Raw genomic sequence first — 13,950 nt, 5'->3', positions numbered from 1 at the left:
GTCGCCGCGGCAGCGCGTCGTGGTCGTGCATGACGGCGAGGGTGCGCCGGTGCGTACTCTCATGTTGTTCGATGGGCAGATCTGGAGAGCTAACGGGGTGGGGTGGTTGACCCGGCGCTATCGCGGCCTGCGCGTTATAACGATTGATGTGGGGGCTGCGAGGGAGCGCGAGGCAGTGCTGACTGATGTGGCTCGCGTTGAGGCGCTGATCCGCTCGATTTGTGACGAGGTAGGGGTGGGTCCAGTGACAATCGCCGGTCAGTCGTACGGTGGACTCGCCGTCCTCGAGGCTGCGTTGCGAACGGATATAGACATCGATGTGGTCATTGCTCAGCCGCCGTCCCTGTGGTGGGGTGGGGAACATCGTGGTGTGGGTGAGGGAACGCTGATGGGTGACCTGCGCGCTGGATGGGTGAGGCCACGCGCCGGGGTGACGCTGCGTCTGCAGGTGGGAACGCTGGAGCAGACGATGCGCCCGGTCGTCGATGAGTGCGCGGAACTTCTGCGGAACTTGGGGGCAGCTGTAGAGCTGGATCTCTATCGCGGCGGCCACGACGTGGCCTGGTGGCGCGAAGGCCTCGTGCGTGTGCTCGACGGGTGGTGGCCGCTCACATCCTGAGCATTGATGAGATAGGTCATGTCATATTCGACCTGTAGGTTAGGCGCACCTTTGTTCCCGAATAGATCGACTGTATTGAGGCACCCGAGCACCTATGGACGCGAATCCGCGCCATCGTCGGCGTCGCCGTGACCGTTCTCGCCCTGGGTGTCCCCGATCGGCGCGGACGCGATGTGGCCCTGAGCTGATTAAGCGCGTTTTGATGTCTCCGATGTGATCATCGATGATCATAAGACGGATGCGCCGCTCGTGGTCCCGTGCCGTTAGTGTCGCAGAAGGGTTTCTCGAAATCTCAAATGCTGACCAGGAGGTCATCAGACAGCATGATTGCTCGATAATATAAGTCACAATTCCTGGTCAAATTTAATAAAATTGGCGAGAAATCAGTTTTTTTCGCACACTTCCAGGAATTTGCTTGTTGTTCGCAATTGTGTCTCGCGCCTACAATAATAAGATGAGTCGTGTGGCCGATAGTTACTCGGACACTGACATGATTACTCTGTGCTGGAATGCGCGGTTTATTCGAGAAAATCGTGACGAGAGGGAAGACGGCAGGCATGACGAAACGGTCAATCGCGCATAGCAAGAGGCTGTGCACGTCCGTTCTTGCACTGACCACTTCTGTTTCAATCATCGCGGGCATTTGTATTACCGCCACCCCCGCATACAGCATTGACGGAGTCCCGGATACCGCGGCCTCGTGCCTCGAGATCACGGAGGGAGAAGCGACCGTGCGAGTCTCATCTATCCTGCATGCGGGTGACGCCCTGCACCTCGAAGGCAGTGGCTGGACTCCTACCTCCGATGATGGCCGTGCCTTTGTGATCATGACACTCGACGGCGGGAAGGAACTACGTCCTGCCGATACTGAACTCCCGACGTGGGTTCCGTCAGTCGTCGTGCGCAACAAGAGCGCATGGGCTGTCGCCGAGGTGGGTGCTGACGGCTCCTTCGTGACGGACATAGCGATTCCCGCGAGCTGGCGCGCGGGTTCCACTCATCAGATCGCGATTGGTGATAGCGCTAATGAAACCTCTGTTGAAGCGGTGGTGAGGGTCGCCGAGGAAGACATACCGGTTCTGACCTGCACGCTCGGGGGTGCCAACGCCAAGCCTGCCCTGCCTGATAACTTCGACGATAGCGACGATGACACCTCTACAACTCCCGGCACTGATGAGCTCGGGGGCGATGAAACACCTGCCCTTCCCTTAACCGCACCCGCCAGTGGTCTGGGGGAGTCCGCTGCGACCGCCCCCGGTGCGAGTACCCCTCAGGCTCCCAACGAAGGTGCGTCGGCGGACAACATGAGCGATTCCCAGGCATCGTCGTCTCTTCCTTCCCCCGCGCCGAGCGCACCCTCCGGTCCTGCCATCGGGTCTAGGCCGGGTTCTCCTGCGACAGCGGGCATCCCAACCCCCGACCCCACCTCGTCAACGGAACCGCAGAGTGTCTCTGCCTCGCAGATCGGCCCAAAGGCCCGCTCTGAGCAGCAGGCAAACGAGGAAGCTGCCCGTGAAGAGGAGGGGCGCCTCAACGGATGGATACTCGCGGGCGGTGGGCTTCTCACCCTCCTGGGTGCCGTTGCGACGGTCAGCATTGTGCGCAGGTCACACGGGGGAGTGCATTAATTGTGTCTTGCTTTGCCCCGGCGCCAACGACATTGTGATTGACCGCGTGGTGTGCGTTGGGATTTAGCAATCAGTCGTCACACCTGTTACTCTGGCTTTAAACAGTATCTTCTGAGCATTACTTCCTTGAAGGAGAACCGCTATGCAGCACGGACGGGCAACCTCAGCCCTTGGAGGGAGAGGGTTTGCTGGCCGCAGTCGGGCGATGAGTATACTCATGGCCCTATGCTTGTTTGCGGCGGTCGCGCTCGCGATCCCCGGTTTTACCGCGCGCGCTGATTCTAATGACGAGCATTACGCTATCCCCAACACCTCTTTCCGCATTAGCCTCGAAAACGCTGCGCGATTTGAGGCCGACTACGGCACGACAGGCTACTGGGCGGTCGTTCTGGATGACGGAGGTGTCACGCCTAAGGAGAAGCCAACGTTTGAACGTCATGGCGAGATCGTGACTGCCGATGCTCACGGTCTGTGGATGGCCGCCGCGCTCAATAACAGCACTATGGTCGTCCCGGTGCCGAACGGCACCAACAACGTTCAGGGCACGACGTGGCAGCCCGGCACTCAACACAGTGTCACTGTTGTGATCTACAAGGACGAACGCACGCTCGTGTCCAAGCGGAGCTACTCTGTCAAGGTGTTCGCCCCCAATAACGAGGGCCGGACTGATCCCCCCGATCCGGCAGATAAGCCGACGACAGATCCTGCTCCGCAGCCCGATCCGCAGCCCTCGACCGATCCTGCGCCGGAGCCGAGCACTGACCCTGCCCCGCAGCCCGATCCGCAGCCTTCGCCCGATCCTGCGCCGGAGCCGGGCACTGACCCTGCCCCGCAGCCCGATCCGCAGCCCTCGCCCGATCCGCAGCCCTCGCCCGATCCGCAGGCATCGCCCGATCCGCAGTCCTCGCCCGATCCCGTAACGAGCACTGATCCTGCTCCACAGCCCGATCCGCAGCCTTCGACCGAACCCGCACCTACGCCTGACGATCCCGCTCTTCCTGTCGTTCGGCCTACCCCGACGCCCTCCGAGAGTCCGTCAGCTAGCCCCTCGGCATCTACCGCCGCTCACTCGCCTCAGCCATCGGATACCCCTGTGTCCCCGGTGACGGACGAATCGCAGCTCACCGATGCCAACAAGGGTGGTGTGAGCGCCGCATTCACAGCTGGCCAGTTGACCATCAACGTTCCTGCTGACAAGGCCACTGTCGGCGAGTGGGTGAGCGCGAACATCATGCAGACAGGTGAGGCTCGGTGGCTGCAGGTGGCAGACGATAACCGGGTAACGATGGATGTCAACGGCCTGCCAATGGGCGATTACAAGGTCGTTGTGGCCAACCGTTCACACGAGCTCGTCGGCTGGGCAGAGTTTAAGGTTGCTTCGACGCTCAGTGCTGGTGCTCCCGGAAGCTCGGTTGACGCATCCGGGTCCGTCAAGCTCCACGCGGAGGTTCTGTCATCCTCGAATGCCGGTGACGAATCTGAGGGCCTCAATGGTTACCTGCTGGGTGCTGGCGCCTGCATGCTGATCCTCGGGGGCCTCGTCGTTCTTCAGGTTCTGTCCGGTCCGAAGATCGGGTCCTCCTCACATGGGGTCACCCTGACGTAGTCTAGGTGTTATGGATCTGTTTGATTCCGATTCTTTCGATGAGTTGGGCGTGCCCGCGTTTTGCGCGGGCGCGCCCCTCGCCGTTCGTATGCGTCCCACGCGTTTGGATGAGGTCGTCGGGCAATCTCATCTCCTTGGAGAAGGGGCGCCTCTACGTCGGCTCTTGTCAGGTGAATCGCGCGATGGGGTGGCCCCCTCGTCGGTCATCCTGTGGGGTCCACCTGGTACTGGCAAAACGACGCTCGCGTATCTCATCGCGCGAGCGTCCGGTCGTCGATTCGTTGAGCTGTCAGCCGTATCGTCGGGTGTGGGTGACGTTCGCCGCGTCGTCGATGATGCACGACGCGCGTTGACGAGCAATGCAGAGGAAACCATCCTGTTCATCGACGAGGTCCATCGCTTTTCGAAATCGCAACAGGACTCGCTGCTGCCGGCCGTCGAGAACAGTTGGGTTGTCTTGGTTGCGGCGACGACCGAGAATCCCTCGTTTTCGGTCATTGCCCCGCTCCTATCCCGTTCATTGTTGCTGACGCTTCGCCCGCTTGAACCCGACGCGCTTGAGGGGTTAATTCGACGCGCGATCGATGACGAGCGTGGGCTTGGCGGTCGTTTCTCGATCTCAGAGGAGGCAGTAGAGGGGCTTGTCCGTCTGGCGGGCTGTGATGCACGTAAGTCTTTGACGCTTCTGGAAGCTGCAGCGGGGGTAGCCAGTGATGATGGCTCCGGCGAGATCACGGTTGCCTCCGTCGAGGCAGCAGCCAATCAAACGCTCGTGCGGTGGGGGCGCGATCAGCATTACGATGTGGCAAGCGCTTTCATTAAGTCGATGCGCGGTTCGGATGTGGATGCGTCCTTGCACTATCTTGCTCGAATGATCGAGGCGGGGGAGGATCCGCGTTTCATTGCTCGGCGTGTCATGATCGCGGCCTCGGAGGAGGTCGGTATGGCATCTCCGGAGGTGTTGTCCACATGTGTTTCCGTTGCTCAGGGGGTTGCCCTGATCGGCATGCCTGAGGCGCGCTTGCTCCTTGCACAAGCCGTTGTTGCTGTGGCAACTGCTCCGAAGTCCAATGCCACCTATCTGGCGATCGACCGCGCGCTGGCAGATGTGAGAAAAGGCCGCGGGGGAAGTGTCCCCGAACATCTGCGCGACGCGCACTATGCGGGTGCGAAGGCGTTGGGCCACGGTGATGGATACCTGTACGCTCATGACTGTCCTCACCATGTGGCGGCGCAGCAGTACCTTCCCGATGACCTGGAGGGGGCCTGTTACTACGTGCCGACGGACAATGGGCATGAGGCAATACTCACGAAGCGGCTCGGTGTGATTCGCAATCTGTTGAAGAGACGCTAGGATAGAACAGTTGTCCGCGCCAGCGGACACCTGGGGTCTTAGCCGACGGACCATCACTGGTCCTGGAGTTGGCCCCATGTCGGGCAACCACCCCGACATGACATGAGAAACAGGAAGAAGAACCATGGCAACGAATCGTTCCCGTAAGCAGGTGCGTGAGTCCCGCGCCCTCGGCCTGGCCCTGACGCCCAAGGCTGTCCGTTACTTCGAGAAGCGTCCCTATGGCCCCGGTGAGCACGGTCGTACCCGCCGCCGTCAGGATTCCGACTACGCTGTTCGTCTGAAGGAAAAGCAGCGTCTGCGCGCCCAGTACGGTATCCGTGAGTCGCAGCTGCGCCGCACCTTCGAAGAGGCTCGCCGCACCGCCGGTCTGACCGGTGAGAATTTGGTTGAGCTGCTTGAGATGCGTCTGGATGCCCTTGTCCTGCGCGCTGGCTTTGCGCGCACCATCCAGCAGGCCCGCCAGTTCGTCGTTCACCGTCACATTCTCGTTGACGGTAAGATCGTCGACCGTCCCTCGTTCCGTGTCAAGCCCGGTCAGACCCTGCAGGTTAAGCCCAAGTCGCAGACTACGGTTCCCTTTGAGATTGCCGCTGAGGGTATTCACCGCGACGTACTGCCTGCCGTCCCCGAGTACCTGGATGTTGATCTTGCTCGCCTGAAGGCGACCCTGGTGCGTCGTCCCAAGCGTGCAGAGGTTCCCGTGACCGTCGACGTTCAGATGGTCGTCGAGCACTACTCGCGTTGACATCTGTTAAAACCGTGCCCCCGAGCGAAAGCTCGGGGGCACGGTTATCTTCATCCCACAGTCCGCTCGTGCGTGCCGATGTGCCCTAACGGGTGGGGACCGACTAACATGAGGCACTATGCGTACGTCTGAAATCCGCACACGTTGGCTCGACTATTTCGAGAAGCAGGGCCATGAGGTGTGTCCTTCCGTTTCCTTGGTGTCTCCGGAGCCGTCAATTCTTTTTACGATCGCGGGCATGGTTCCGTTCATTCCCTACATCATGGGAGTTGAACCTGCTCCGTGGCCTCGTGCCACATCGGTGCAAAAGTGTATTCGGACGAACGACATCGACAACGTGGGTAAGACGACCCGCCACGGCACGTTCTTCCAGATGAACGGCAACTTCTCCTTCGGCGATTACTTCAAGGAAGGTGCTATTAATTTCGCGTGGGATCTGCTGACGGGTTCGCGAGACGAAGGCAAGTATGGTCTTGATGGTGATCGTTTCTGGGTGACGATCTGGGATCAGGATGAGGAAGCTTTGAGTGTCCTGACCAAACAGGTTGGTATGGATCCGAAGCACATTGTGCGCCTGCCACGCGTGGAGAACTTCTGGGACACGGGTCAGCCTGGTCCTGCGGGTCCCTGCGCTGAGTGGCACTATGATCGTGGCCCAGCCTACGGTCCCGAGGCCGTGGGTGGCGCTGTGGATCCCGGCGGTGACCGTTACCTAGAGGTTTGGAACTTGGTGTTTGACCAGTTCATGCGCGGCGAGGGCACCGGTAAAGACTATCCGCTGCTCGGAGAACTCGATCAGAAGGCGATCGATACGGGTGCTGGGCTTGAGCGCCTTGCTTTCGTCATGCAGGACAAGCCGAACATGTATGAGATTGACGAGGTGTTCCCCGTCATTGAAGCCGCAATGCAGATGAGCGGCAAGCGCTATGGTCTGGGCGCTGCGGGTCCCGAAGCTGGCGAGGCCTACGACAATGATGTGCGAATGCGTGTGGTCGCCGACCACGTGCGCTCCTCCCTCATGCTGATCGGCGACGGCGTGCGTCCAGGCAACGACGGTCGAGGCTACGTGCTGCGCCGCCTGATTCGCCGCGCGGTTCGTTCGATGCGTTTGCTGGGGGTTGACGAGGCGACCATGCCGACGCTGCTGACGGTGTCGAAGGACGCGATGAAGGCGTCCTACCCGGAGCTTGAGACGAATTGGAAGACGATTTCTGAGGTCGCTTACGCGGAGGAAGAGGCGTTCCGTCGTACGCTGAGCGCTGGCACGACAATCCTGGATGCCGCCGTGGCATCGGCGAAGGAAACCAAGGGTACGCCTATGATTTCGGGTGCATCGGCCTTTTCGCTGCACGATACCTACGGCTTTCCGATCGACCTGACCCTCGAGATGGCAGCTGAGCAGGGTGTGAGCGTCGACGAGGAGGGCTTCCGCTCTCTCATGGAGGAGCAGAAAGAACGCGCCCGCGCTGATGCCCGCTCAAAGAAGACCGGACACACGGATGTGCGCATTTTCCACGACATTGAAAAGGCGATGGGAGGGGGTTCGACGTTCCTTGGTTACACCGAGCAGGCATCTGAGGCAACGGTCGAGGCGCTCCTCGTTGATGGCGTGGAGGCCCCTGCTGCTACCGCCCCCGCCGAGGTCGAGGTGATCCTTGACCGTACCCCCTTCTACGCAGAGATGGGAGGCCAGCTGGCCGACCATGGCACCATCCGCTTGGCGGGCGGCGGTGTCGTGGAGGTCAACGACGTGCAGGCCCCGATCCGAGGCCTGAGTGTCCACCGTGGCACACTGACTGAGGGTGGCGTGATGGTAGGCGAGAAGGCGTATGCCGAGATTGACGGTGAGCGTCGCCTTGCCATCGCACGCGCACACACTGCGACGCACATGGTGTACGCGGGATTGCGCTCGGTCGTCTCCGAGCACGCTGATCAGGCGGGGTCGGAGAACTCGCCATCGCGTCTGCGCTTCGATTTCCGTCACTCCAGCGCGCTAGCCTCCTCTCAGCTCAGCGACATTGAGTCCCTCGTTAATGAGAAGCTCGCTGAGGATCTGCCTGTGAGGACCGAGGTCATGAGCATCGACAAGGCGAAGGAGATGGGCGCGATCGCCCTCTTCGGCGAGAAATACGGGTCTGAGGTGCGCGTCGTGACGATCGGCGATGGCTTCGATCGTGAGCTGTGCGGTGGCACGCATGTTCCCAGTACGGGCCACATCGGTCGAGTGACGGTTCTCGGCGAGGGTTCCGTGGCCTCCGGCGTGCGCCGCATCGAGGCCCTTGTTGGCTCCGGTGCCTACGAGTTCCAGGCGAAGGAACATGCGCTGGTTTCCCAGCTGTCCCAGCTCATCGGTGGCCGAGCAGACGAACTGCCGGATCGGATCGAATCTCTCCTGGTTAAGTTGCGTGAATCCGAGAAAGAGCTGGACAAGGTCCGCACTGAGCAGGCACTGCGCCGCGGAGCTGAGCTGGCCGCTGCCTCTGAGCGTGTGGGTGAGTTCCGCCTTGTCGCGTCGTGCGTCGGCGAGATGCCCTCAGCTGATGCGCTGCGCACGCTCGCTCTGGACGTGCGCGAGCGTATGGGCAACGAGCGTGGCGTCGTCGTGGCTCTGGCGGGTGTCGTGGGTGGCAAGCCTTCCCTTGTCATCGCTACGAACGAAGCTGCTCGTGAGGCTCGCGTGAAAGCGGGCGCGCTCGTGCGCGCCGTCGGCAAGTACATGGGTGGTGGCGGTGGAGGCCGCGATGACATCGCTCAGGGCGGTGGCTCTAAACCCGAGGGCATTCAGGCGGCGCTTGACGCTGTCCGCAAGGAAATCGAGTCCCTGTGAGTATGCGTCGGGGAGTACGCATCGGCGTGGACGTCGGCACTGTTCGTGTCGGCGTCAGTCGGTGCGACCCCGACGGCATTTTGACGATGCCGGTTGTCACCCTCACGCGTGCCCCAGATCAGTCAGACCTATCCGCTCTCGCTGGCATCGTCCGCGAGTACGATGCCATTGAAGTCATCGTCGGCTTGCCCAGGCATTTGCGCGGTGGGGAAGGAATTTCTGCCAAGGGCGCGCGTAAATACGCGCGCCGCCTGAAGACGCTCGTCCCCCACGTCCGTGTTGCTATGGTCGACGAGCGTCTGACCTCCAACCAGGCGCACGCGCGCCTGCGAGCATCCGGCATCCCGGAAAACGAACACCGCAGCGTTATCGACCAGGTTGCGGCGCAGATCATCCTTGAACAGGCCCTGGAACTGGAGCGTATGAGCGCTCGGGAGCCGGGGGAGGAGATCATCCCCGAGACCAGTGAAGGAGCGAAGTAATGACGACGCCCCCCAAGTATCCTTTCCGCTCACGCCGTGAGATTCACTCTGGCCAGCCCAAGGTCTATTCCGACGCTCCCAACGAGGAACAGGTCGCCACTCCATCGGATCCGACCCCCACACCGGTGCGCGGTACCGTGAAGCCAGCTCCGGCCTCGTCCGACCCCACCCCCACACCGGTGCGCGGTACCGTGAAGCCAGCTCCGGCCTCGTCCGACCCCACCCCCACGCCGGTACGAGGCTTCCCTACCCGCAGGTCGACGCGTAGCCAACCAGCGGTTGTATCGACGCAACCAGATGGCGTCGGCCACGACGATGCGCGACCGGCCTGGAAGCGCGCCGAAGCCCCCACCGAAACGACTGGAATGCGCTCGCGCAGAATCGCCAGCGAGAGGCGTGCGGCCCGCAAACGTAAGCGTCGCCGCCGTATCCGTTCTTTCTTTGTGATTCTCCTCGTCCTTGGTCTCGTCGGCGGAGCTGGATACGTGGCATATTCACAGCTCAACTCCTCAGTGACGGCCTCCGACGACTATCCGGGTCCCGGAACAGTAAACGTTGAAGTTACTATCGCGGATAATTCGACGGGACGCGACATTGGTCAGGCTCTCCACGAGGCTGGGGTCGTCAAGTCCGTGGGTGCTTTCGTGCGCCAGTACGAGAAAAACAGTGCAGCCCGCCAGATCAACCCCGGTACCTATCGATTCAAGCTCCAGATGAGCGCTGCCGATGCCCTCGCTGTCCTCCTTGATCCCATGAACCGCGTCGATTCAACAGTCACCGTGCTATCGGGTGAACGACTCTCTGTGATCAAGAAACGCATCATTGAGGTCATGGATGTTTCAGCGAATGACGTTGACGCAGCCTTCGCTGACACCGTCGGCATCGGTCTGCCCGCCGAGGCCAACGGCAGTGCCGAAGGATGGCTACACTTCGGCGAGTACGAGGTGGGTGAGGACGACACGCCAACGACCGTCATCGCCCGCATGGTCAAGGCAACGGTCGATGAACTCGACAAGCTCGGCGTACCCGCCGCGGACCGCGAGACCGTGCTAACCAAGGCGTCGATCGTCGAAGGTGAAATGGGCAGCAATAAGAAGTACATGCCACAGGTCGCCCGCGTCATCGACAATCGACTGGCCGACACCGAGGGAGAGACGAAGGGAGTTCTCGGCATGGATTCCACGACGCTGTACGGTGTTGGGAAGGAAGGCGGTCTGCCCACCCAGGCCGACCTGGACGCTGACAACCCCTACAACACTCGCCTGCATGCGGGTCTGCCGCCCACTCCGATCAACCAGCCCAGTCTTGAGGCCATTAAAGCCGTCTTGAATCCCGCAGAGGGCGACTCGCTCTACTTTGTGACCGTCGACCTCACGACCGGCGAGACACTCTTTGCATCCAATTCAACTGATCACGAGAAAAACAAAGAGAAACTGGTCGAATACTGCAAGACACACGCCGACCAGTGCAGCCCGCAGTCATGACAACGTGGGCAGGCGTCATCGGCTCACCGATCGCGCACTCACTCTCCCCGGTGATTCATCGGGCGGCGTGGAGGCAACTCGGGATCGCCGGATGGGAATATCGGCGGTGCGACGTCACCGAGGAAGCCCTGCCAAGCTTCATTGACAGGCTTGACGACTCATTCCGTGGTCTGTCCGTCACCATGCCCTGCAAGCAGGCAGTGATGCCGCTGCTTGACGCAATCGACCCGCTAGCGGTTGCGGTTGGAGCCGTGAACACGGTTGTGCCCTCGGCCGGGATGCTCGCTGGATTCAACACGGACGTCTCCGGCATCGCCTCAGCGATCCGCAGGGCATGCGACGACGCGGGAGTCCCAAAGCCGTCGAGTGCACTCGTGCTCGGCGCCCGCGCGACAGCCTCGTCTGCATTGGCCGCTCTGGGAGAACTCGGTATTACCAACACCACCGTGGCAGCTCGACGATTCGGTGGCCCGGGTTCCGTCATTGCTGCCGCCTCGCGGCTCGGCGTGACGATCGATCAGGTCATGTGGTCGGACACAGAGGCGGTCGCCGCCGCGGCTGCTTCGCGCGACGTCCTGATCTCAACTCTGCCCGCAGGTGTCGCAGATTCGCTTGCTGAGGTGCTCAGCCCCCGCCAGGGGCAGATTCTGCTCGACGTTGTCTACGCCCCTCGTGAGACGGCACTTCGGGCCGCCTATGAGCGTGCCGGAGCTGTCGTTGCTGAAGGGACGGATATGCTGATCTACCAGGGGGCCGCACAGGTTCAGTTGATGACAGGGCACAGTCCCGACCCGGAAGTTATGCGCGCCGCCCTGGAAGACGAATTAACGCGTCGAGCATACGCGGACAGGGGAGAGGGACGACCGTGATCGTCGAGTGGCTTTCCCCTCGCATCAGTGCCGACCTTTCTCTTGTGTCGGGATTCCTCACCTGGATCATCATCCTGTGGTGGCTGTGGCACTCCGGCTGGCGAGTCCAGCGCCGATATTTCATCGAGGTGAGTCAAAAGCCGCTCTCGCGTAACGCCATCGTGTGGGTGGCGGGCATCGTCGGAGCTGTTTTCTTCGTGGGCGCACAGATGCGTCCGGGTATGCCGTCGGTCATGACGGTCGCCATGATTGGTGCATTGAGTGGTTATGTGGATGCGCGAACGCACCGTCTACCCAACATGTATACGGTCGCTATGGGGCTTGGCGTAGTCATCGGAGCAGTAGTCGGATGCCTCATCTCTCCGATGTGGCTCGATAGGCTCTTAGGCTTCGCTGTCGGTGCGCTCATTTGGTTTATTCCGGTCGCGATCTTGAATCGTCTTCCGGGCGGAATGGGTGGTGGTGATGTCAAACTCGCTCCTGTCCTTGGGGCGATGGTCGGTTCCGTCGGCCTTCACGCTGCCGTTTTTGCCTTGGCGCTCTCTTTCGTATCTGCGGGTGTGGCGGCCCTGTGGAACATCGTCGTCGGCTCTGCGGGCACGAAATCACGTGTCGCAATGGGGCCGTGGATGATCGGTTCTGCGCTGGTCGGAACAATTGCCTGGGGCGTGGTGCCCGACTGGCTGTAGGCCAGTCTCACGTGGCCTTATCGTGGACCCGCCGGGACGGAGCAAGCCCGGGATGGGACAATGACACGGTGAGTATTTCGACGCCTTCGCATCAGTCCGAGTCTGTCAGCCTCGAATGGGGCCAGACGTGGCCGCCTCGCGACGTCTTTGCCTCCCTAGCCGCGTCCAGGCGTGTGATCCCTGTTGTGCGCCGAGTTCTTGCTGACGAACTCAGCGCGGTCGGTGTTTACCGTCAGCTCGCTCATGGCGACTACGGCAGTTTTATCCTCGAGTCTGCCGAGCACGGCGGCTCCTGGGGACGATGGTCGTTCGTTGGCGCATCCAGCGCCGGGGCTATCGTTGCCCGCGATGGTCATGCCCGGTGGGTGGGTGCGCACCCGCAGGGGGCGCTACGAGAGGGATCGTTCCTGGAGGTCGTGCACTCTGCGCTGGAGCAGCTTGCCGCCCCTCCGATCGAGGGGCTTCCTCCCATGACGGGTGCACTTGTCGGTTCGCTCGGATGGGGCATCATTTCTGAATGGGAGCCGACTCTGGGGGCGACTGCGCCGAAGGAATCCGACGTTGCCGATGCAATGCTTGTCCTAGCAACTGAGGTTGCGGCAATCGATCATGCGACAGGGTCGGTGTACCTGATGGCGATCGCGTGGAACCTCAACGGTTCGGATGAAGGTGTGGATGATGCTTACGACTGTGCGGTTGAGCGCCTTGATGCCATGACGACCCAGCTGGCCTCGCCCATCGCTCCAGCTGTCCTAGGTGTAGGAGGCCAGAAACCCCCGGTCATTCGTCAGCGTACGGTACGTGCAGACTTTGAGGCTTCTGTCAACGCAGCCAAGCGCGCGATTACGGATGGGGATGCCTTCCAGATCGTGCTTTCTCAGCGCCTCGACGTCTCCACGAACGCCAGCGGTGTCGACGTTTACCGCGTCCTGCGCACGGTCAATCCCTCACCCTACATGTACTACCTTGACCTGCCCGACGATCGAGGCGGTCACGTCGAGGTCGTTGGTTCTTCCCCGGAGACGCTCGTCAAGGCGCAGGGTCGCCGCGTGTGGACGTACCCGATCGCAGGTTCGCGCCCGCGCGGTGTGAACTCAGCGGAGGATCACCGTCTTGCCGCTGAGCTTCTCGAGGATCCCAAGGAGCTCTCGGAGCATGTTATGCTCGTTGACTTGGCGCGCAATGACCTGTCGAAGGTGTGCGATCCGGCCACTGTTGAGGTCGCAACCCTCATGGAGCTTAAGCGTTTCTCCCATATTCAGCACATTTCCTCGACGGTGACCGGCCTGCTGCGTGCGGATGCGGATGCACTCGATGCCTTGGTGGCGACCTTCCCTGCGGGCACCCTCTCGGGCGCGCCCAAGCCTCGTGCAATTCAACTGATCGACGACTTCGAGCCGGCTGCGCGTGGCCTCTATGGTGGCGTTGTTGGTTACTTCGATCTGTCGGGGGACGCTGACCTGGCGATTGCCATCCGCACGGCCTCGCTCAAGGACGGTGTCGCCTCCGTTCAAGCAGGCGCAGGCGTGGTCGCAGAGTCGGTACCCGCCCTCGAGTATGAGGAGTCGCGCAACAAGGCGGCAGCCGCCGTTGAGGCGGTTGTGCGCGCTTCGACGCTGTCTGCACTGTCGTGAGACGCGCGGT

Annotated in this window: 11 protein-coding genes; all 11 read left to right on the top strand. The window is 61.5% G+C overall.

The window, feature by feature from the left end; genetic code table 11:
• On the top strand, window positions 1-619 hold a 619-nt coding region (locus tag BQ7477_RS07195; protein ID WP_129582532.1), incomplete at its 5' end, for an alpha/beta hydrolase.
• Between the two features lie 557 nt (window positions 620-1,176).
• Entirely contained in the window at window positions 1,177-2,247 is a 1,071-nt protein-coding gene (locus BQ7477_RS07190) for a hypothetical protein (protein ID WP_073983364.1), read from the top strand.
• 217 nt (window positions 2,248-2,464) lie between these two features.
• Window positions 2,465-3,853, top strand: a complete 1,389-nt coding sequence (locus tag BQ7477_RS07185; protein ID WP_200783488.1) for a type IV secretion protein Rhs — start codon at window positions 2,465-2,467, stop codon at window positions 3,851-3,853.
• Window positions 3,854-3,863: 10 nt separating this feature from the next.
• Entirely contained in the window at window positions 3,864-5,207 is a 1,344-nt protein-coding gene (locus BQ7477_RS07180; protein ID WP_073983362.1) for a replication-associated recombination protein A, read from the top strand.
• Window positions 5,208-5,331: 124 nt separating this feature from the next.
• A complete protein-coding gene (rpsD, locus tag BQ7477_RS07175; RefSeq protein WP_073983361.1) occupies window positions 5,332-5,955 on the top strand; it encodes a 30S ribosomal protein S4 in 624 nt (207 codons plus the stop codon).
• Window positions 5,956-6,073: 118 nt separating this feature from the next.
• Window positions 6,074-8,782 carry an alanine--tRNA ligase gene (alaS, locus tag BQ7477_RS07170; protein WP_073983360.1) on the top strand — a complete coding sequence of 903 codons (2,709 nt, stop codon included), beginning with the start codon at window positions 6,074-6,076 and terminating at the stop codon, window positions 8,780-8,782.
• The gene (gene ruvX / locus BQ7477_RS07165) at window positions 8,779-9,264 is read left to right on the top strand and encodes a Holliday junction resolvase RuvX (RefSeq protein WP_084795708.1); all 486 of its coding nucleotides are present in this window, start codon (window positions 8,779-8,781) and stop codon (window positions 9,262-9,264) included. Before alaS ends, ruvX begins: the two co-directional genes overlap by 4 nt.
• Window positions 9,264-10,748 carry an endolytic transglycosylase MltG gene (gene mltG / locus BQ7477_RS07160; protein ID WP_200783487.1) on the top strand — a complete coding sequence of 495 codons (1,485 nt, stop codon included), beginning with the start codon at window positions 9,264-9,266 and terminating at the stop codon, window positions 10,746-10,748. The genes ruvX and mltG overlap by 1 nt, the downstream gene beginning before the upstream one ends.
• A complete protein-coding gene (locus tag BQ7477_RS07155; protein ID WP_073983565.1) occupies window positions 10,745-11,617 on the top strand; it encodes a shikimate dehydrogenase in 873 nt (290 codons plus the stop codon). Before mltG ends, BQ7477_RS07155 begins: the two co-directional genes overlap by 4 nt.
• Window positions 11,614-12,306, top strand: a complete 693-nt coding sequence (locus BQ7477_RS07150) for a prepilin peptidase (RefSeq protein ID WP_073983358.1) — start codon at window positions 11,614-11,616, stop codon at window positions 12,304-12,306. Before BQ7477_RS07155 ends, BQ7477_RS07150 begins: the two co-directional genes overlap by 4 nt.
• Before the next feature lie 68 nt (window positions 12,307-12,374).
• Window positions 12,375-13,940, top strand: coding sequence for a chorismate-binding protein (locus BQ7477_RS07145; RefSeq protein ID WP_073983357.1), 1,566 nt, complete (start codon window positions 12,375-12,377; stop codon window positions 13,938-13,940).
• The last annotated feature ends 10 nt before the right edge of the window (window positions 13,941-13,950 follow it).

The organism is Actinomyces bouchesdurhonensis (genome assembly GCF_900128465.1).
GTDB classification, from domain to species: Bacteria; Actinomycetota; Actinomycetes; order Actinomycetales; family Actinomycetaceae; genus Pauljensenia; species Pauljensenia bouchesdurhonensis.
This window is presented reverse-complemented; position numbering and strand designations above follow the sequence as displayed.